General features: G+C 72.5%; 19 protein-coding genes. 5 read left to right on the top strand and 14 right to left on the bottom strand.

Features of this window, described 5'->3' with window-relative positions; translation table 11 throughout:
- Window positions 1-49 precede the first annotated feature (49 nt).
- From ACIGEZ_RS28115 to ACIGEZ_RS28090, 6 genes are all read right to left on the bottom strand, one after another.
- A complete protein-coding gene (locus ACIGEZ_RS28115) occupies window positions 50-1,303 on the bottom strand; it encodes a glycoside hydrolase family 64 protein (protein WP_399836190.1) in 1,254 nt (417 codons plus the stop codon).
- 152 nt (window positions 1,304-1,455) lie between these two features.
- Window positions 1,456-3,516, bottom strand: coding sequence for a protein kinase (locus ACIGEZ_RS28110; protein WP_399836186.1), 2,061 nt, complete (start codon window positions 3,514-3,516; stop codon window positions 1,456-1,458).
- Between the two features lie 49 nt (window positions 3,517-3,565).
- On the bottom strand, window positions 3,566-3,892 hold the full coding sequence (locus ACIGEZ_RS28105; RefSeq protein ID WP_399836183.1) for a hypothetical protein: 327 nt from the start codon (window positions 3,890-3,892) through the stop codon (window positions 3,566-3,568).
- A 173-nt stretch (window positions 3,893-4,065) separates the two neighbouring features.
- Window positions 4,066-4,323: a DUF6296 family protein gene (locus tag ACIGEZ_RS28100; protein WP_399836180.1), complete on the bottom strand. Its 258-nt coding sequence runs from the start codon at window positions 4,321-4,323 to the stop codon at window positions 4,066-4,068.
- A gap of 27 nt (window positions 4,324-4,350) precedes the next feature.
- Window positions 4,351-5,157: an N-formylglutamate amidohydrolase gene (locus ACIGEZ_RS28095; RefSeq protein WP_399836177.1), complete on the bottom strand. Its 807-nt coding sequence runs from the start codon at window positions 5,155-5,157 to the stop codon at window positions 4,351-4,353.
- A 45-nt stretch (window positions 5,158-5,202) separates the two neighbouring features.
- A complete protein-coding gene (locus ACIGEZ_RS28090; protein WP_399836174.1) occupies window positions 5,203-6,153 on the bottom strand; it encodes an aldo/keto reductase family oxidoreductase in 951 nt (316 codons plus the stop codon).
- A 139-nt stretch (window positions 6,154-6,292) separates the two neighbouring features.
- Between ACIGEZ_RS28090 and ACIGEZ_RS28085 the strand changes: the two genes are divergently transcribed.
- The gene (locus ACIGEZ_RS28085) at window positions 6,293-7,501 is read left to right on the top strand and encodes a hypothetical protein (RefSeq protein WP_399836171.1); all 1,209 of its coding nucleotides are present in this window, start codon (window positions 6,293-6,295) and stop codon (window positions 7,499-7,501) included.
- A 139-nt stretch (window positions 7,502-7,640) separates the two neighbouring features.
- Here the strand turns inward: ACIGEZ_RS28085 and argG are convergent, their stop codons facing one another.
- Window positions 7,641-9,086 (bottom strand): argininosuccinate synthase, encoded by a 1,446-nt coding sequence (gene argG / locus ACIGEZ_RS28080; RefSeq protein WP_399836169.1) that lies wholly within the window; start codon window positions 9,084-9,086, stop codon window positions 7,641-7,643.
- A 442-nt stretch (window positions 9,087-9,528) separates the two neighbouring features.
- Here argG and ACIGEZ_RS28075 point away from each other — a divergent pair, with 442 nt between their 5' ends.
- The gene (locus tag ACIGEZ_RS28075; RefSeq protein ID WP_399836166.1) at window positions 9,529-9,969 is read left to right on the top strand and encodes a hypothetical protein; all 441 of its coding nucleotides are present in this window, start codon (window positions 9,529-9,531) and stop codon (window positions 9,967-9,969) included.
- Between the two features lie 69 nt (window positions 9,970-10,038).
- The gene (locus ACIGEZ_RS28070) at window positions 10,039-11,586 is read left to right on the top strand and encodes a SulP family inorganic anion transporter (RefSeq protein WP_399836163.1); all 1,548 of its coding nucleotides are present in this window, start codon (window positions 10,039-10,041) and stop codon (window positions 11,584-11,586) included.
- Window positions 11,587-11,611: 25 nt separating this feature from the next.
- Here the strand turns inward: ACIGEZ_RS28070 and ACIGEZ_RS28065 are convergent, their stop codons facing one another.
- Window positions 11,612-11,974 (bottom strand): ATP-binding protein, encoded by a 363-nt coding sequence (locus tag ACIGEZ_RS28065; protein ID WP_399836159.1) that lies wholly within the window; start codon window positions 11,972-11,974, stop codon window positions 11,612-11,614.
- A 228-nt stretch (window positions 11,975-12,202) separates the two neighbouring features.
- On the opposite strand from ACIGEZ_RS28065, the gene ACIGEZ_RS28060 reads away from it, so the two are divergent.
- Both ACIGEZ_RS28060 and ACIGEZ_RS28055 read left to right on the top strand, forming a co-directional pair.
- A complete protein-coding gene (locus ACIGEZ_RS28060; RefSeq protein ID WP_399836156.1) occupies window positions 12,203-12,649 on the top strand; it encodes an ATP-binding protein in 447 nt (148 codons plus the stop codon).
- A 145-nt stretch (window positions 12,650-12,794) separates the two neighbouring features.
- Window positions 12,795-13,667, top strand: coding sequence for a SigB/SigF/SigG family RNA polymerase sigma factor (locus tag ACIGEZ_RS28055; RefSeq protein WP_399836153.1), 873 nt, complete (start codon window positions 12,795-12,797; stop codon window positions 13,665-13,667).
- A 78-nt stretch (window positions 13,668-13,745) separates the two neighbouring features.
- Here the strand turns inward: ACIGEZ_RS28055 and ehuA are convergent, their stop codons facing one another.
- The 6 genes from ehuA to ACIGEZ_RS28025 form a co-directional block, all read right to left on the bottom strand.
- Entirely contained in the window at window positions 13,746-14,609 is an 864-nt protein-coding gene (gene ehuA / locus ACIGEZ_RS28050; RefSeq protein WP_399836150.1) for an ectoine/hydroxyectoine ABC transporter ATP-binding protein EhuA, read from the bottom strand.
- Window positions 14,599-15,234 carry an ectoine/hydroxyectoine ABC transporter permease subunit EhuD gene (gene ehuD / locus ACIGEZ_RS28045; protein ID WP_399836397.1) on the bottom strand — a complete coding sequence of 212 codons (636 nt, stop codon included), beginning with the start codon at window positions 15,232-15,234 and terminating at the stop codon, window positions 14,599-14,601. Before ehuD ends, ehuA begins: the two co-directional genes overlap by 11 nt.
- On the bottom strand, window positions 15,234-15,908 hold the full coding sequence (ehuC, locus tag ACIGEZ_RS28040; RefSeq protein ID WP_399836147.1) for an ectoine/hydroxyectoine ABC transporter permease subunit EhuC: 675 nt from the start codon (window positions 15,906-15,908) through the stop codon (window positions 15,234-15,236). The genes ehuD and ehuC overlap by 1 nt, the downstream gene beginning before the upstream one ends.
- A gap of 16 nt (window positions 15,909-15,924) precedes the next feature.
- Window positions 15,925-16,848, bottom strand: coding sequence for an ectoine/hydroxyectoine ABC transporter substrate-binding protein EhuB (gene ehuB, locus ACIGEZ_RS28035; RefSeq protein WP_399836144.1), 924 nt, complete (start codon window positions 16,846-16,848; stop codon window positions 15,925-15,927).
- Between the two features lie 69 nt (window positions 16,849-16,917).
- Window positions 16,918-17,817: an ectoine hydroxylase gene (gene thpD / locus ACIGEZ_RS28030; protein WP_399836141.1), complete on the bottom strand. Its 900-nt coding sequence runs from the start codon at window positions 17,815-17,817 to the stop codon at window positions 16,918-16,920.
- Between the two features lie 108 nt (window positions 17,818-17,925).
- Window positions 17,926-18,360, bottom strand: a complete 435-nt coding sequence (locus tag ACIGEZ_RS28025) for an ectoine synthase (protein WP_399836138.1) — start codon at window positions 18,358-18,360, stop codon at window positions 17,926-17,928.
- Window positions 18,361-18,369: the final 9 nt, after the last annotated feature.

Here is an 18,369-nt window from a genome sequence, read left to right as displayed (position 1 = left end):
GCCGCCCGGTGCCGCCGCCCGCACGGACCGCCCCGGCCGGTCGAGCGCGTCAGTCCAGCGGGTCGAGGGTGAGATACGCCTGCTGCGGTGCGGCGTCGTGGACCAGTGACTCGTGGGCGCCGACGTCGTCGAAGGCGAAGCCGTACGCCTTGCCGTCGGCCATCTGCGCGTGGATCTTCCGGGAGTAGTGGTTGGTCACGGCGTCCTGGTAGAAGCCGGACGAACCGGTGTCGGGCTGGTTGGGGTTGGAGATCAGGGTCGAGCGGTTGTAACCCGCGCACAGGGTGCGGGAGATGGGGCCGCGCACCTGGTCGTTGGGAGCGTCGAGCAGCTTGTAGCAGCCGAAGACGCTGTCGGAGTCGGGCTTGCGGAAGGACGTCACGACGGTGCCGGAGCCGTTGGTGAAGTTCATGACGTCGCCCGAGACCCTGCCGTAGTACTTCACGGACGGCTGGTTGGCGAAGGGCGTGACGGTCAGAGTCGAGGTGGCGTACTTGGACCAGACGCGGTCGATGTAGTTGTTCATCACGTCCCGCGGCAGGCCCCCGGCCTCGATGCCGTGGCCCGGGGCGAGCGCGCGCAGTACGGTGCCGTCGGACCGCGTCTGGACGAGACCCGCCCAGCCGCCGGGCTGGCCGCGCAGGGCGTCGAAGAAGCCCCGGTAGCCGCCCGGCTTGAGGCGGCCCGTGGTGACGACGCTGCCGTCCGGGCGCTTGAGGCCGACGGCGTACGGCACCGAGAACATGTCGACCTGGGTGCTGTTGATCCACAGGCCCGAGTCGTTGAGGGTGTACTCGGACCAGTTGAACAGGATGTCCCGGTTGGGGTCGCTCGGGTTCTGGACGGCCGGCTGCACGAGCCCGCCCGTCGCGACCTTGAAGACGAGCTTCCGGCCGTAGCTGAAGTAGACACGGCCCGAGAACTTGGGCATCCGGATCGTCAGGGACTGCCCGGCGGCGGGTCCCGGTATGGAGGCGTCCGGCGCGGGGACCGGGACACCGCCGCCGGCCGGCCACGGGTGGAAGGTGCCGTTGGCGTCGGCCCAGCCCTGACGGCCGGTGGAGAGCTCGGTGCCCAGGTTGTAGACGTAGACAGGTTCGTTGCGACGGGAGTCGTTCTTGACGGTCAGCGCGATGGTGGCCGGCACGGCTGCCTGCGCGGCGGGGACCGCGACGGCATCGGCGGCACCGGTGTCATCGGCACCGGTGCCGAGGGCCGTGCCGGTCAGCGCCGTTGCCAGAGACGCTGCGGCGGCGAGGGGAGCGAGCAGGGCGAGCCTGCGTCGGGAGGGGGAGAGTGGCACGGGGCGGCTCCTGGAGGTGTGGGGGGAATCCGCTTGAGAGCGCTCTCAGGATGTTGACGGTGGAGTGTTCCTGTCAATGCCTTGGAGGGATCGGGGTGTTTTCCACCCCGATCCTGCGAACTCTTGTAAGCGGCGGCTGAGTTGGCGGTACGTCACCGCCAGGCGGGATGCCCCTCCGCCGAGCCGCCGGTCGTCAGCTTCCGCTCACCCGTACCGTCCGCCCGCACCGCCCAGACGACCGGCTTCTCGTACGGACCCCGCACGAACGCCACCCACCGCCCGTCCGTCGACCACGCCGGGTCCATCTCGTGCGCGTCGGTCGCCACCAGCGCCCTGTCCCCCGTACCGTCCACGCCGACGAGGTGGATGTCCCCCTTGGTGCTCCCCTTGTACGTCCCCGCCGTGTACGCGAAGGTCCGGCCGTCCGGTGACCAGACGGGGTCGAGGGCCGGATGCGGCAGTCGGGTCACCTGGACCGGGGCGCGGTCCGGGTCGGAAGGGTCCACCAGATGGATCTGCCAGTCGCCGGGAGAGGTCTCGAGACACACCGCGATCCGGGTCCCGTCCGGCGACCATGCCGGATCCTCCACCCGGCCGCTCCCGCTGGTGAGTTGCCGCGCGGAGCCGTCGGAGACGTTCACCGCGAACAACTGCTGCACCCCGTCCTTCTTGCGGAGCACGGCGAGGCGCGTGCCGTCCGGCGACCACGACACACGGCCGCCCGCGATGGAGGCGACCCGCCGCGCCCCGGAACCGTCGGCGTCCGCCGTCCACACCTCCGTGCCGGCGGTGGTGATGCGCGTGAACGCGAACGAGCGCCGGTCCGGAGCCCATTGCGGCAGGATGTCGCACGTCCCGCCCCGGACCAGTCGGCGCGCCTCGTCCGTGGCCGCGGCGCGGACGGCGATCACGCCGTGGCAGGTCGCGGGCCAGCCGGGCGCGGTGTCCTGCCGTACGAGCAGGGGAGCCGTCGGGAACGCGGCGGGGGAGGAAGCGGCGGACGAGGAGGAACCACCCTTGGGCTTCGCTCCGTTGCCTGGCGAGTGCGCCCACGGCCGCAGGATGACGAGGCCGGCGGCCACGGCCACACACGCGAGCAGCGCCGCCCCGGTGACCGTCCGGCGGTTCCTGCGTCGCGAGCCCCCGGAATCGGAGTCCGCCTGGCCGCGCGCAGGCGCCGCCTCGACAGGCTGCGCGGGGACGGGCGCCGCGTGCGTCGGCGCCTCCTGCGGCCTCGTCTCCTGCGTCACCGTCGCGGGCGCCGGTTCGCCGAGGGGAGTAGCTGTAGGCGTAGGCGTAGGTGTCTCATCCGGTACGAGAACGGTCGCCGCACGCTCCGGCACCGAGGCGTCGCGCGGTGACAGCAACTGCGCCGCGGCGTCCGGCAGCCAGCCACCGTCCGCCCGGTGGTGGACCGTCAGGCCGGCGAGGAGCGCCGACGGCGTCGGCCGTCGCAGCGGGTCCTTGGCCAGGCAGGACCGGACGGCGCCGTGCAGCGCCTCCGGTACGGCGGTCAGGTCCGGATCCTCGTGGACGACCCGGTAGAGCCAGGCGGCAGTCGAGCCGTCGCCGAACGGCGAGCCGCCGGCCGCCTGGCAGAGCACCACCCCGAGCGCGAACATGTCCACGGCAGGGGTGATCGTGCCGCCCGTCAGCTGCTCGGGCGCGAGATAGCCGGGCGTACCGACCTGGAAACCGGTCTGCGTCAGGGCGGCCGTGCCGTCCAGGGCCCGCGCGATGCCGAAGTCGATGACGCGCGGGCCGTCCTCGGCGACGATGATGTTCGCCGGCTTGAGATCGCGGTGGACCACGCCGGCCCGGTGGATCGCCTCCAGCGCCTCCGCGAGCCCGGCGGCGAGCACGGTGAGGGTGTCCGCGGGCAGCGCGCCCACCTCGTCGAGCACCGCCCGCAGGGTGGGCCCCGGCACGTAGGCGGTCACGAGCCAGGCCGGGTCGCCCTCGGGGTCGGCGTCCACCACGGGCGCCGTGTGGAAGCCGCCGACCTGACGAGCCGCCGCCACCTCGCGGGCGAACCTGCGCTGGAAGCCCGGATCGGTGCTCAGCTCGGGGCGTACGACCTTGACGGCCACCGCCCGGCCGGACTGGGACCGGCCGAGATAGACCACCCCCATGCCGCCCTGGCCAAGCCTACCGACCAACCGGTATCTGCCTCCGCCGACCGACTCCGGATCGCTCGCATCCAGCGGCCTCATGGTTCCCCCTCGCACGACGTACCGTGACAGGATCTCCCCGCCGCGGCGATCAGTCCAGCTCGTGCTCCTCCCAGGTCTCGTCGTCCGGGTCGTACTCGGTGTGCGCGGACTCCCAGGTGGCCGAGGCGAGCTCGACGCCCGGGACGTCGCCGAGGAGGGCGACCGGGTCGATGAAGTGGGCGAGCGAACCGGACGGGTCCACCTCGATCGCCTCGACGGACTCGGCGCGCTCCGCGTCGTCCAGGTACTCGTCGTCCTGGACCTGGGCGAGGGCGGCGGCCTTGAGAGCCTGCTCGTCGGTGATCTCGGCGACGAGCTCGATGGTGAGACGTACGTAGCGCGGAGCGGACTGCTCGGCGGGGTTGTTGCTGGTCATTCCGGCAGCTTAGGCGACGCGGGGGAGCCCAGGCGCCCACGACCTCCGGGCCACCCCGTGGCCCCGGGTGATCCGAAGCCAACGGCCTGCCTCGGGGGTCTCGCCGATCATGCCGGGCTCGCGGACCGATCGGTCAGATCCGGCCTGGTCCGGCCTGGTCCGACGAGAAACCCCTAGGCCGCGGCGTCCGGGAGCGCATGGGCCTCGACGGCGTGCGGGGCCTGCTGATGGCCGCCCGAGGCGAGGATGCGCACCTCGGCCCGGTCGCCGATCTCCGCGATCTCCGCACGGATGATGCCCGTCGGGTCGGCGTACACCGGGTGCCCGCCCGGGCCCTTGGCGTCGGTGCGCTCGACGACCACGACGTCCTGGGCCGACCCCGCTTCGTCGGAGAACACCAGCTCGTATCTGCGTGCGCTCACCCGGCTCATTTTACGCCGGGGCTGCCTGGCCGCTCTTCAGCCGGCGGCCACGGCGTCGACCAGAGAGGCCACGGCCTCCCCGAGCGCTTTCGCGCCCGGCCCCACCGGTCCTCCGGGCTCGGTCATGTACTGGTCGCGGCGGATCTCGACCATCAGCGCGCTGACCCGGGGGTCCCGGCCGTAGTACGCCAGCGGCACGTACGTCCCCGCGAAGGGACTGTCCGTCCCCACACCGCCGAACCCGGCGAACGCCTCCCGCGCCACCGCCAGGAGCGCCGGCGGCGTGTGGAAGGCGTCCGTGCCGAGACAAACCGGCGGACGGGGGCCGGCACCGTGCAGTTCGTACGGGAGGGCCTGCGTCGGGTACGAGTGCACGTCGACGATCACGGCACGCCCCGTCGTCGCGAGCCGCTCGGCGACGGCGTCGGTCATGGCCGCGGCGTACGGGGTGAAGTACCGCTCGATCAGCGGCTCCGGGTCGAATCCGGCGGGCCGCAGCGGGGCGCGGTGCGTCGTACGGGTGTAGACCGCGCCCATCCCGGCGGACAGCATCTCCTCGCGCTCGTCGGGGAACCGCTCGGGGTCGACGACCAGCCGGGAGAGCCGGTTGACGAACCGCCAGGGCGTGGAGCGGGCCGCAGCGGCGGCCACGGCGGCTATGTCCTCCGTGTGGCCGTCGGTGATGTGGTCCAGCTCCCGCGCCAGCTCGTCGTCGTCGAGGACGATGCCGTCGCGGACGTGCGCGGGCACGGCACGGGAGGAGTGCGGGACGTGGAGGAGGACGGGGGAGTCCGGTGCGCCGGCGAGGAGTCGGAAGGAGGGGGTGGCTGCGGTGCTGCTCACAGAGGGAGTCCTTCGGGTGGGGTGGGGTGTGCCGGACGACGGGGGTTACGGGAGGGCGGCGCCGCGGGCCGTCACCCACAGGGCGTACCACTCCTCGTGGCTCAGCTCCGGCGCGCCGACGGCGGCGTCGCGGCAGGCCCGGATGCGGTCCGGGTTGCTGGTGCCGACGACGGGGACGATGCGGGCCGGGTGCCGCTGGAGCCACCACAGGACGATCGTCTCGGGCGTCGTGCCCTTGGCCTTGGCCAGCTCGGTGACGAGCGCGGCGGTGGCCCGCTCCTGCTCGGTCTCCTGCCGCCCGGTGTAGCGGCCCTGGGCCAGCGGGCCCCAGGCCTGGAGGGCGATCCCGTGGTTCAGGCAGTGCTCGACGGTCCCGGCGGGGAAGCCGTTGGCGGCCGAGGCGGGCGTGTTGACGAGCACGCCGTCCTCCAGCCAGTCCCGCCGCAGCAGGCTCATCTCCAGCTGGTCGGCCACGAGGGGCAGCGCGAGGTGGGCCTGGAGCCGGGCGATCTGGGGCGCGTTCATGTTGGACACGCCGAACCGCCGTACGAGGCCCTGCCGGTGGAGCGACTCCAGGGCGGCCGCGACCTCGGCGAAGTCGGCGAGCGGGTCGGGGCGGTGCAGCAGGAGCACGTCGAGGACGTCCGTCCGCAGCCGTGCGAGGCTCTCCTCGACCCGGCGGACGATGGTGGTGCCCCGCAGGTCGTAGTGGCCCGGCAGGTCGCCGTCGGCGAGCCGGATGCCGCACTTCGACTGCAGCGTGATCCGCCCGCGCAGCCCGGGCGAACGGGCGAGCACCTCGCCGAAGACGGCCTCCGCCTTGCCGAGCCGGTAGATGTCGGCATGGTCGAACGTGGTGATGCCGCTCTCGAGCGCGGCCTCGACCGCCGCCTGTGCGGCGTCGACGTCGGCGGGCGTGTAGGGGCTGGGGTCCCAGCTCCCGCCCAGGCCCATGCAGCCGAGGACGAGGCGGTCGTTCGTCTCCTGTGAGGTCACGGGCTCACCCTCCCACAGGGTGCTCGGCGGGCACCCACAGGGCGAAGATCGCGGTTGTGCCGCCCCGGTTTCGCGCGCATCCTGGAAGCGGTGCGAGCGCGCGCGGCCCCCGAACTTCCCCACCGTCCAAGGGGCGACGATGCCATCACCGAGAGATACCCGCGTCGATGCGTTCTTCCGCGACGAATGGGCCCCGATCAGTCTGACCCATCCGCGCGACGTTCACTTCAACACCTTCACCAGTCCGCTGATCCAGCCGCTGACCGTGGTGAAGAACCTGAGGAACCCGCTCGATCCGTCGACCCCGGTGGGTGTCCCGCGGCCGCAGCCGGAGAGCCACATGCAGGCGGTCAACCAGGGGCGGCAGCACGAGTACGTGCTCTTCGCCTCGCCGTCCGCGCTGGCGTTCGGCGCGACGCCCGGGGCGCGGCTGAAGGTGTCCCTGCTGTTCGGCGCGTTCGACGAGTACGCCCGGCACGGTCTGCGGACCTTCTTCGCGGGTCTCTCCGATCGCGTCCTCGTCTACATCCCGGGCATCGAGGCGACCGCGAGCACGGGCAACCAGGCCTGGGGAATCGGCATCACCACGGCCATGGTCCGCGACCTCCTCACCACCGTGCTGCCCACCTTCAACGGCACGCTCACGATCGACACGGTCGCCGGATACAGCACCGGACACCGGGGCGTGAACGGCACCGTCAACAACGGCTTCATCCCCCTCGGCGCCATCAAACGCCTGATCTTCTACGACGCGTTGTTCTTCGGCGACCAGCCGCAGCTGCCGAGCGGTGTCTCACCACCACCCCAACCCCCTGGCGTCTCCGTCCCGTCCGCCGGGTCGCCCCGCAACACCTGGCGCATGCTGAACGCCGTCCGGGCCGCCAACCCGTCGGTGCAGATCGTCACGTACGAGGTCACCGAACCCGGCGGCACCCCGCGCGACGGCGGCCTGCTCCGCGCCGACGTCCCCGCCGCCGGGCTGATCAACCTGAAGCTCAGGCAGGCGGCCCTCATGGCCCTGGTCCTCGCCCGGGTGATCCGCAGCGGCATCGACGACGGCTACTTCGCCCGTACGGCCGCCCCGGCCATCGCCGCGCTGAGCGACAGCCTGCCGGGGCGGGGCACCCTGGCGTCCACGAGCGCGACGGGCGGGGGAGCGACGAGCGGGACCCTGGAGGGCTGGGGGCTGTCGAACGCGCTGGGCGTCGCCGGGGCGGTGGCCTCGTCGAGCACCGGCCTGACGCTCATCCAGTCCCACCGGCTGGTGGGGTGGGGCGTGCCGTCGCTCGGCGACATGATGCACGACGGGTTCATGCAGGAGTTCGGCTGGGAGTTCCTGGCGGGCTGAGCGGAGGACCTGTGCGCCGCCTGACCGCCTGACCGCCTGACCGCCCGGCCGGTGCAGGTCGGCCGTGCGGCGACACGGAGAGGCCGGCCCGGTGCCACACGGGCGCCGGGCCGGCCCTTCCATCGTCTCGGGGTGCCGGTCAGTCAGTCCCGGACTCCATCGCCGCCCGGTCGAGCACTTCCTCGTCGGCGGAGACCTCGCCGCGGGAGGCGATCGCCTCGGCGCCGCCCTCCGGCATGCTGCCGATCAGCCCGGTCGCGGCGGCCTGGGCCGCACCGATGGCCGGGGTGGAGGTGCCGATCAGGCCCATGCCCGCGTACTGCTCCAGCTTGGCGCGCGAGTCGGCGATGTCGAGGTTGCGCATGGTGAGCTGGCCGATCCGGTCCAGCGGGCCGAACGCGGAGTCCTCGGTGCGCTCCATCGACAGCTTGTCCGGGTGGTAGCTGAAGGCGGGTCCGGTGGTGTCGAGGATCGAGTAGTCCTCGCCCCGCCGCAGCCGCAGGGTGACCTCGCCGGTGACGGCCGCGCCGACCCAGCGCTGCAGCGACTCGCGGATCATCAGCGCCTGCGGGTCCAGCCAGCGGCCCTCGTACATGAGGCGGCCGAGGCGCCGGCCCTCGTTGTGGTACTGGGCGAGGGTGTCCTCGTTGTGGATGGCGTTGACCAGGCGCTCGTACGCGGCGTGCAGCAGGGCCATGCCGGGGGCCTCGTAGATGCCGCGGCTCTTGGCCTCGATGATCCGGTTCTCGATCTGGTCCGACATGCCGAGGCCGTGGCGGCCGCCGATGGCGTTGGCCTCCATGACGAGCTCGACGGCGGAGGCGAACTCCTTGCCGTTGATCGTCACCGGCCGGCCCTGCTCGAAGCCGATGGTGACGTCCTCGGGGGCGATCTCGACCGACGGGTCCCAGAACCGCACGCCCATGATCGGCTCGACGGTCTCGACGCCGGTGTCCAGGTGCTCGAGGGTCTTGGCCTCGTGGGTGGCGCCCCAGATGTTGGCGTCGGTGGAGTACGCCTTCTCGGTGCTGTCGCGGTAGGGGAGCTCGTGGGCGACGAGCCACTCCGACATCTCCTTGCGGCCGCCGAGCTCGGTGACGAAGTCCGCGTCGAGCCAGGGCTTGTAGATCCGCAGGTGGGGGTTGGCGAGCAGGCCGTAACGGTAGAACCGCTCGATGTCGTTGCCCTTGAAGGTGGAGCCGTCGCCCCAGATCTGGACGTTGTCCTCGAGCATGGCCCGCACGAGCAGCGTGCCGGTGACGGCACGGCCGAGCGGGGTGGTGTTGAAGTAGGCCCGCCCGCCCGAGCGGATGTGGAACGCACCGCAGGTCAGCGCGGCGAGGCCCTCCTCGACCAGCGCCGCCCGGCAGTCCACCAGACGCGCGATCTCGGCCCCGTAGGTCTTGGCGCGCCCGGGCACGGACGCGATGTCGGGCTCGTCGTACTGACCGATGTCGGCGGTGTAGGTGCAGGGGACGGCGCCCTTGTCGCGCATCCACGCGACCGCGACGGAGGTGTCGAGTCCGCCGGAGAAGGCGATGCCGACGCGCTCGCCGACGGGGAGGGAGGTGAGGACCTTAGACATAGGAAGAGTATGCATCATTACGCATGACCATGCAATGCCCCCTGTGGGCTCGACTCTCGGCGAGCCGCGGTGACGCCCGCAGGGTGATCTCCGGACCCCCGCCTCCTCCTCACCGACCCGCTCCTCTGGCCGGTCGGCCCGCACCGCGCACCGGCGGCATCCCGCGCCTCGTCACGCGCCCGCCCCCGCCGCGCCCCGCGCGCCCCCGTCCTGTCGCCGTGAGCGGGCGTCCGGGGGCGGGTGAGCCCCGGTGCCGATGCTTCCGGGCGCCCCTTCCGGAGGCGATCGCGTCAACTTCAGGCTGGTTCCCGTCGGAAACCCCGCGTGTTCATGCGGTGTTGCGGGGGAGGCCCCACGTGGGCGTATTACGCTTCATTGACCTGCTCTTGAACTTGCTTTGGTGAATTCTGCTGACGGTGCGACCCGGGGGAGGGATGTGCTCATGGCGACAGCCCGGCGGCCTGCCCCCGGGACACCCCGCACGTCCTTCACCTCCGTCCTCGCCCTCGCGCCCCTCGTCCCCCTCGTCGGGTCCTTCCTCGTCCTCGCCCTGATCTGCGGCGGCTGGAACCCCGCGACGACCCACGGACCACGCGCGGCCGGCACGCAGCCGCCCCGCGCCCAGATGCCCGGCGCCACCGCACCGTACGAGATCGCCCCCACGAAGGACTGCGAGCCCACCGCCGCACTCCGGGGCTCCGCCCGGCACCGCGACCGGCGCCGCCCCGCGACCCGCCCGGCCGGTCTCCCCGAACTCCCGCCCGGAACCCCGCACTGGGAGCCCAGGACGACCGCTCCGGGCGGGACCCACGGGACGCGGCGCACCCGGGCCGGACCCACCGCCGTACCCGAGCCCTCCGCACTCCAGGTGTTTCGCTGCTGACAGGCAGGACGTCCGCACGCCGTCCTGTCAGCCCGACGCGCCTCCACGGCGCGCCAGGAGGAATCATCCATGCAGCCCCTCATCGACCACGCCCGCAGGTTCGGGCAGCACCCCGACAAGTCCGCCCGCTTCTCCCACCTCAGGCAGGACTTCGCCGCCTCGCTCGTCGTCTTCCTCGTCGCCCTCCCGCTCTGCATCGGCGTGGCCGTCGCCTCCGGCGTCCCCGCCGAACTCGGCCTCATCACCGGAATCGTCGGCGGGGTCGTCACCGGCCTGATGCGCGGCAGCAGCCTCCAGGTGTCCGGCCCGGCCGCCGGGCTCACCGTGCTCGTCCACGAGGCCGTCCGCGCGTTCGGCCTGCCCGCCCTCGGCGTCATCGTCCTGCTCGCCGGCCTCGTGCAGGTCGTGATGGGCGCGCTGAAATGGGGGCGCTGGTTCCGCGCCATCTCCCTCTCCGTCGTCGAGGGCATGCTCGCCGGCATCGGCCTCGTCATCATCGCGGGCCAGCTCTACGCAGCGGCCGGCCTGCCCGCCCCGGCCTCGGGGCCGGCGAAACTCGCGGGCCTGCCGGGCGCCCTTCTCAAGGCCCTGAGCAGCACCACCGCGCTCGCCTCCCTCGCCGTCGCCGCCGGCACGATCCTCGTGATCGTCGGCTGGCGCCGGCTGCCCGGCGCGGCCCGCGCCGTCCCCGGCGCGCTGGCGGCGGTCCTGCTCGCCGCGCTCGCGACCGCGCTGTTCCACCTGCCCGTCGCGACCGTGCGGGTGAGCGGCGTGCTCGACGCCCTGCGCCTGCCCGGCGCGGACTCGCTCGCCTCCCTCGCCGACCTCGCCCTCCTCGGCACCGTCCTCGCCTTCGCGCTGATCGCGTCCGCCGAGTCGCTCTTCAGCGCGGCGGCCGTCGACCGCCTGCACGCCGGGCCGCGCACGGAGTACGACAAGGAGCTCGTCGCCCAGGGCGTCGGCAACACCGTCTGCGGCCTCCTGGGCGCCCTGCCCATGACCGCCGTCATCGTGCGCAGCTCCGCCAACGTGCAGGCGGGCGCCAGGACCAAGGCGTCCCGGGTCCTCCACGGCGTGTGGCTGCTGCTCTTCGCGGCCCTGCTGCCGGCCACCCTCGCGTACGTCCCGCTCGCCGCGCTCGCCGGGATCCTCGTCCTCGCCGGCTGGAAGCTCATCCCCTTCCGGGGAGTGGTCAGGCTCTGGCGGGCGCACCGCGGCGAGGCCCTCGTCCTCGTCGTCACCGCCGTGGCGATCGTCGCGGTCGACATGTTCGACGGCGTCCTCATCGGCCTCGCCCTGTCCATCGCCAAGGCCGCCTGGGAGGCCTCCCACCTCCGCTTCGAACGCACCGACGACGGCCGCGGCCCGGTCCGGGTCCGGCTGTCGGGGACCGTCAACTTCCTGCGCCTGCCGAAGATACTCGACGCCCTCGAAGCCCTGCCCCGCGACCGCGCGGTCGAACTCGACCTCTCCGGCGTCCACCACCTCGACCACGCCTGCCGCGCGGCCCTGGCGGCCTGGGCCGAACGCCACTGCACGGCGGGTCCCCACGCGGTCCGCCTCCACGCGCTCCCGGACCACCGGCCCGACGGCCAGCCGGTGAGAGCCTCACGCTGACCGCGGTCGCCGAGCCCCCGCGACGTCAGCGGTCGACCGCCACCACGGCACGTACCGTCTTGCCGTCCGGCCCGACGTCCACGGTCACCTCACGGCACAGATGCAGCACGATCGGCCATCCGTAGCCTCCCGGCCTGAGCTCCTCGTGGAGCGTGTAGAGCGGCGCCTGCTCGCTGGCGTCGCTGACGGACAGCGTCACGCTCCCGCGTGCGACGTCGATCGCGAAGCCGGTCACCCCGCCGGCGTGCCGCTGCGCGTTGGTGACCAGCTCGGAGGCGACGAGCAGCACGTCGTCGACCCGGGACGGCGGGATCGGGCCCGAGGTCGCCAGGGCCCTGCGCAGGTACCGGCGTGCCTGCGCCGGTGTCCGCACGTGAGGCCCCGTCATGGGCGTGGAAAGTCGGGACCACATGTCCCCCCGAGTTTCCATCTCGAGTCGCCTTCTTCCCCTTTTGATGACTTCCGACCGTCTCCACCTTCCCGGGGAACCCCGAGAGATGCCCCCTGGCCGGCGCCCGGAGGACGGGTGTAGACACCGCGATCAAGGGCAGATGCCCGGCAGCCCTCCCGTGGAGGGACCGGACGGCCGGTGAGCGGAGGAGTACGGAGGCACGGCATGACGGAGACGACCACGGGTCGCCTGGACGACGGGGCCGGGGACCGTCGCCGCGTCGCCGTCGCCGCCTGGCAGTACGACGGCAGGGCCGAGGGAACGATCCCGGCCGCCCGCACCGCCGCCGCACGTTTCCTGCACCGGGCGGCGGCCGCCGTCTCCCCCTGGCCGCCGACGGCACACGACGCGGCCCTGCTCGTCGTCAGCGAACTCGTCACCAACGCCGTCGTCCACGCCCCCGGCCCGCTCGTGCTCGAACTCGTCCTGCGCGCCGGCGGGCTGGACATCTCCGTGTACGACACCCGCCCCGCCACCCCCGTCGCGCGCCCCCACGACCCCGAGAGGATCGGTGGCCACGGCATGGAGATCGTGGCCGCCCTCTGCGACCGGGTGGAGACCGAGCCCACTCCGCACGGCAAGCGCGTACGGGCCCGGCTCCCCCTCGACTGACACAGGGCGCCCTGGGTCCGGCGCACCGAGAGGTTCCGGACGGACGCACCGAGAAGTTCCCGACGAGGGACGAGTGCGCGCGCGAAGCGCGGGTAGGCGATGCGCTGACAGGTGAACAGTCGGCGAGAAACAGGAGGTTGTTCCCGTGGGGACCGAGGTGGCCAAGGCGACGACGACGTACGCGGACGACGGTACGCGCAGCGACCTGCCCGTGCTCGAGGCACCTCACGAGGTCGCGCCACACGACGCGCGTGCTCTGTCGAAGGTGTTCTTCCGCGAGTTGGCGGCTCGGGAGGAAGGGACGGAGGAGCATCAGTACGCCCGCAACACCCTGATCGAGATGAACATGTCGCTGGTCCGCTACGCGTCGGGACGGTTCCGCGCCCGCGGCGACGAGATGGAGGACATCGTCCAGGTCGGGCTCATCGGCCTGATCAAGGCGATCGACCGCTTCGACCTGACGCGCGAGGTGGAGTTCGCGACCTTCGCCGTGCCCTACATCGTGGGGGAGATCAAGCGCTTCTTCCGCGACTCGACCTGGGCGGTGCACGTACCGCGCAGGCTCCAGGAGGCCAGGGTCGAGCTCGCGAAGGCGAACGAGGAGCTGAGCTCACGGCTGGGGCGCGCACCGCGTGTCGCGGAACTCGCGGAGGTGATGGACCGTTCGCAGGACGAGGTGGTCGAGGCGCAGATCGCCTCGAACGGCTACCACTCCGCCTCTCTGGACGCCGCGATGGGCCACGGCGACGACGAGGACGTGGACGCCTCCCTCGCCGACTTCATCGGCGAGGAGGACCCGGCCATCGAGCTGTTCGAGGACTTCCACACGCTCGCCCCGCTCGTCGGGCTCCTCGACGAGCGCGACCGGCTGCTGCTGCACCTGCGGTTCGTGGAGGAGCTGACCCAGTCGGAGATCGGCAAGCGGCTCGGCGTGTCACAGATGCACGTCTCCAGGCTGCTCTCCCGCAGCCTGGCCCGGCTGCGCGAGGGGATGCTCGCCCCTTCCGCAGAGTGCTGAACGGCGGTACCGGTGGCGGGCCGCTCGCCCTCCACGGGCGGAGCGGCCCGCCACCGGCGCCGCACGGAGGCCACGGGATCACCCCACCGATCGCAGAAACGCCCGCGTCCGCTCGTGCTCCGGTGCGTCGAGCAGCCGCCCGGCCGGCCCCGACTCCACGATCCGCCCCTGGTCGAACATCAGGATCCGGTCCGAGACGTCCCGCGCGAAGCCCATCTCGTGCGTCACGCACAGCAGCGTGATGTCGGTGTCGCGCGCGATGTCCCGCAGCACGTCCAGCACCTCCGCCACCAGCTCCGGGTCCAGCGCGGAGGTCACCTCGTCGAGCAGCAGGATCTCCGGCCGCATCGCGAGCGCCCGGGCGATGGCCACGCGCTGCTGCTGGCCCCCGGATAGCCGGGTGGGCCGGGCGTCGACCTTGTCCCCGAGGCCGACCATGCCGAGCAGGTCACGGGCGCGCGGCTCCGCCTGCTCGCGGCTCTCCCCGAGCACGTGCACGGGCGCCTCGACGACGTTCTCGAGCACGCTCATGTGCGGGAAGAGGTTGAACTGCTGGAACACCATGCCGATCCCGCGCCGCCGCTGCGCGAGTCGGCGCTCGCTCGCCGGCACCAGCCTCCCGTCCGCTCCGCCCGGCATGTGCGAGTAGGGCAGGCCGTTGACATGGATGACGCCCTCCGTGACCCGCTCCAGCGTCATCAGCAGCCGGAGAATCGTGGTCTTGCCCGAGCCGCTCGGCCCGATCAGCGTCACCCGTTCTCCGCGCTCCACCGCCATGTCGAGACCGTCGAGCACGGTGTGCTCCCCGTACCGCTTGGTGACCCGGTCGAAGCGGACCGCCTCGGTGATCCCGGACGGCGGCGGTCCGTCCGTCGTCCTCTCCGTCGCTTTCTCCGCCGTCTTCTTCGCGACCGGCCTCTCGGTCCGGTGATCAGTGGGCAAGGCGTGCCTCCAGTCGTCGTACCAGCAGGGACGTCGGCCAGCTCGCGAGCAGGAACACCACGGCGGCCAGGGTGAAGCTCTCCAGATAGGCGAAGTGCGTACTGCCGAAGGCGTTCGCCTCGTGGACCATCTCGTGCACGGTGATCACCGAGAGGAGCGGAGTCTCCTTGAACATGGACACGGCGTAATTGCCCAGCGGCGGCAGCACGTTGCGCACCGCCTGCGGCAGCACGACCGCCCGCCACACGCGCCGGCGCGGCAGCGAGAGCGCCGTGCACGCCTCCCACTGGCCCTTCGGTACGGCGTCGATGCCCGTCCGGTACACCTCGGAGAGGTACGTGGCGTAGTGCACGCCCAACACCAGGACACCGAGCACCAGCGGGTCCAGGCCGGGCACCAGCACCCACGCCGCGAACAGCTGCACGAGCAGCGGCGTCGAGCGGACGAACGCGGCCGCCCCGCCCACCGGAAGCGCCGCCCACCGCGGCCCAGCCCGCTGGACCAGGGCGAGGACGAGCCCCAGGACCACCGCCACGGCGAAGCCGAGGACCGTCGCCATGAGCGTGATGCCGAAGCCCTCCAGTACGGCGGGCAGCGCGGCCCATGCCGCCTCCCCGTCCCACATCACGCACCACCTCCCTGCCCGAGCCGGGCCTTCGCCGCCCGTTCGAGCGCGTTCATCAGCAGGCTCAGGACCACGGCGAGCGCCCCGTACAGCACCAGGAGCAGCAGATAGGCGGCCGCAGTGTCGCCGGTCGCGGAGCGCAACTGGTCGATCTCGAAGGTCAGATCCGGCACGGTGACGAGCGAGAGCAGCGGCGTCGCCTTCAGGAGCTGGACGAGCAGGTTCTTGAACGGCGCCACCATCAGCGCGTGCGCCTGCGGCAGGACCACGCGCCTCAGCCGCAGCCCCGGTCCCATCCCCAGCGCGACGGCCGCCTCGCTCTGCGCCCGGGGCACGGCCCCGATCGCGCCCCGCACGACCTCGGCGCCGTACGCCCCGTAGTTGAGCCCGAACGCGACGACGGCGCACGTCAGCGGCTCAAGCCGGAAGCCCAGCATCGGCAGCGCGAAGAACAGCCAGAACAGCTGCACGTAAAGCGAGGTGCCCCGGAAGAACTCGACCACGACCCGCGCCCCGCCCCGCACGGGCAGCCGTGCGGAGCGGGACATCAGCCCCAGCGCGTACGCGAGGACGAGAGCGAGCGCGGCCCCCAGCACCGTGGCCTCGACCGTGACGAGCAGCCCCTCGCCGAGCCGGGGCAGCGCCCGGCGCACCTCGGGCAGGAAGTCGGTCATGCCGGCCGCCCCCCGCTCAGCCCGCGCACAGGTCGGCCGTCCGCAGCGAACGGGGCGGGACCTCGCGCTCGGTGAAGCCGTAGCGGCCGATGAGCGCGACATAGCGGTCCGGGGCGCCGGTGATCTTCGCGAGCTCGCGGTTGAAGGCGTCCCGCAGCGAGCTCGCCCCCTGCCGGAACACGGCGCCGCCCGCGCTGAACTGCCGCACGCCGCCGATCTCGGGGATGAAGGGCGTGCCCACCTCCACGGCCGCCCCCTGGTTCGTCCGACCGAGCCAGCGCAGCGAGATGCCGGTCAGCGCGAACGCGTCGATCCGGCCGGCGAGCAGGGCGTCCACGCCGTCCTGCTGCTTGGCGAGGGACTTCACCGCCTTGTCCGGGACGCCCGCGGCCTTCGCGTACGAGGCCTCCACGGCGCCCGTCAGCACACCCACGGTCGCGCCCGCCGCCGCACAGGACTTGAGGTCGCCGAGCTGCTTCGGATTGCCCTTGCGGACCATCAGCGCGGTGGGGGAGACGAACTCGGGCTCGGAGAAGCTCACCTTGGCGCAGCGCTCCGGCGTGATCGACATCCCCGCGCTCACCACGTCGAACCGGTCGGCAAGCAGCCCGGGGATCAGGGCGCCGAACTCGGTGAGCGTCGGCCGCAGCTCCGGTATGCCCAGCGCCTTGAAGACCTCGCGGTGCAGCGTCGGCGCCTCGCCGGCCACCTCGCCGCCGTCCTGGAACCCGTACGGCGCCTCACCGGCGAACCCCACCCGGACGAAACCCTGTTCGCGCAGCTTCGCCAGGAGGTCGGCGTCGTCCTTCGGCGCCCCCGTGCCGGCCTCAGTGCGGCTGCAGGCCGTCACGAGACCGGGCGCCAGGGCGAGGCCGCCGAGCAGTGCCGTTCTGCTGAGGAATCCGCGGCGGTCGAGCGGTGCGGCGGAGGGAGTGGGCATGACCGTCCTCTTCTGCGTAGGGGAGGGGTGGGGAATTGCGGGTTCACCGGACGGGGTTGACCCGGCGACTCACCCGACGGGCGTGAAGTTGCGTGCGGCGATGAACGAGGGCCGCCGGACCGGGGCGGCGAACGGCGCCTCCGGCCGGTTCTCGACGCTGTTGAAGACGAGGAAGACGTTGCTGCGCGGATACGGGGTGATGTTGTCGCCCGAGCCGTGCAGCGCGTTGCAGTCGAACCAGGTGGCCGAGCCGGCCGGGCCGGTGAAATGGCGGATGCCGCAGGCGTCGGCGAAGGTGGTGAGCGACTCGTCCGACGGCGTCCCGGCGTCCTGCATCTGCAGCGACTTCTTGTAGTTGTCCCTGGGCGTCTCGCCGGCGCAGCCCAGGAAGGTCCGGTGCGAGCCCGGCATGATCATGAGGCTGCCGTTGGTGGTGTGGTTCGGGGTGAGCGCGATGGAGACCGAGACGGTCCGCATCTGCGGCAGCCCGTCCTCGGCGTGCCAGGTCTCGAAGTCGGAGTGCCAGTAGAAGCCGCTGGCGCCGAAGCCCGGCTTGACGTTGACGCGCGACTGGTGGACGTACACGTCGGAGCCGAGGATCTGCCGCGCCCGCCCGACGACGCGCGGGTCGGCGGCCAGCCGGGCGAAGACCTCGCTGGTCCGGTGCACCTCGAAGACGGAGCGGATCTCCTGGGAGCGCGGTTCGACGATCGCCCGGTCGTCCTCGCGGACCTCCGGGTCGGCGACGAGCCGGTCGAGCTCGGCCCGCAGCTCCACGACCTCGTCCGGGGTGACGAGCTCGTCGACCGTGACGAAGCCGTCGCGCTCGTAACCGTCCAGCTCGCGTGCCCAGAAGGGGCCGGCCGTGCCGGGGGCGGACCACACGACGGGGTCCTTGCGGCCGATGAGCACCTCCTTGGGGCCGCGGGTGGGGTAGAGGTCGACGGGACGGGTGGGTGCGGAGGTCATAGGGCGGGCTGCCTTCCTTTCGCGTACGGACTCGGGGGTGGTCTCGGACCTGGCTCTCAGACGTGGCGCTCGGACCTGGCGCTCAGCCTTGGCGCCCAGGCCTGGCTCTCAGGCCTTGCCGGGACCGGGACGGGGCTCGGGCTCGGGCTCGGGCTCGGTGAGGAGGGGGTAGACGCCGTTCTCGTCGTGGTCCTCGCGGCCGGTGACGGGCGGGTTGAAGACGCACAGGCAGCGGAAGTCCTGCTTGACCCTGAGGGTGTGCCGCTCGTGCCCGTCGAGGAGGTACATCGTTCCGGGCACGATGGTGTGGGTCCGGCCCGTCTCGTGGTCGGTGAGCTCCGCCTCGCCGGCGGTGCAGACGACGGCCTCGACGTGGTTCGCGTACCACATGGAGGTCTCGGTCCCGGCGTACAGCACGGTCTCGTGGAGGGAGAAGCCCACCCGCTCGCGGGCCAGGACGATGCGCTTGCTCTCCCAGGTGCCGGACGCGGCCCTCACGTGCCGCTCGGTGTTCTCCAGCTCGTCGAAGGAACGGACGATCATGTGCGGGGG

The sequence above is a fragment of the Streptomyces sp. NPDC085481 genome (genome assembly GCF_044541845.1).
Lineage (GTDB): Bacteria > Actinomycetota > Actinomycetes > Streptomycetales > Streptomycetaceae > Streptomyces.
The sequence above is the reverse complement of the archived record's forward strand: the minus strand, read 5'-3'. Positions and strand labels throughout refer to the sequence as shown.

Bases quoted from the DNA above. Each gene is read 5' to 3' on its own strand.
- ACIGEZ_RS28065 (WP_399836159.1), bottom strand. From the start codon at position 11,974: ATGACGGGGCCTCACGTGCGGACACCGGCGCAGGCACGCCGGTACCTG.
- ACIGEZ_RS28070 (WP_399836163.1), top strand. From the start codon at position 10,039: ATGCAGCCCCTCATCGACCACGCCCGCAGGTTCGGGCAGCACCCCGAC.
- ehuC (WP_399836147.1), bottom strand. From the start codon at position 15,908: ATGACCGACTTCCTGCCCGAGGTGCGCCGGGCGCTGCCCCGGCTCGGC.
- ACIGEZ_RS28060 (WP_399836156.1), top strand. From the start codon at position 12,203: ATGACGGAGACGACCACGGGTCGCCTGGACGACGGGGCCGGGGACCGT.
- ehuB (WP_399836144.1), bottom strand. From the start codon at position 16,848: ATGCCCACTCCCTCCGCCGCACCGCTCGACCGCCGCGGATTCCTCAGC.
- ACIGEZ_RS28025 (WP_399836138.1), bottom strand. From the start codon at position 18,360: ATGATCGTCCGTTCCTTCGACGAGCTGGAGAACACCGAGCGGCACGTG.
- ehuD (WP_399836397.1), bottom strand. From the start codon at position 15,234: ATGTGGGACGGGGAGGCGGCATGGGCCGCGCTGCCCGCCGTACTGGAG.
- ACIGEZ_RS28075 (WP_399836166.1), top strand. From the start codon at position 9,529: ATGGCGACAGCCCGGCGGCCTGCCCCCGGGACACCCCGCACGTCCTTC.
- ACIGEZ_RS28085 (WP_399836171.1), top strand. From the start codon at position 6,293: ATGCCATCACCGAGAGATACCCGCGTCGATGCGTTCTTCCGCGACGAA.
- ACIGEZ_RS28110 (WP_399836186.1), bottom strand. From the start codon at position 3,516: ATGAGGCCGCTGGATGCGAGCGATCCGGAGTCGGTCGGCGGAGGCAGA.
- thpD (WP_399836141.1), bottom strand. From the start codon at position 17,817: ATGACCTCCGCACCCACCCGTCCCGTCGACCTCTACCCCACCCGCGGC.
- ACIGEZ_RS28100 (WP_399836180.1), bottom strand. From the start codon at position 4,323: ATGAGCCGGGTGAGCGCACGCAGATACGAGCTGGTGTTCTCCGACGAA.
- argG (WP_399836169.1), bottom strand. From the start codon at position 9,086: ATGTCTAAGGTCCTCACCTCCCTCCCCGTCGGCGAGCGCGTCGGCATC.
- ACIGEZ_RS28105 (WP_399836183.1), bottom strand. From the start codon at position 3,892: ATGACCAGCAACAACCCCGCCGAGCAGTCCGCTCCGCGCTACGTACGT.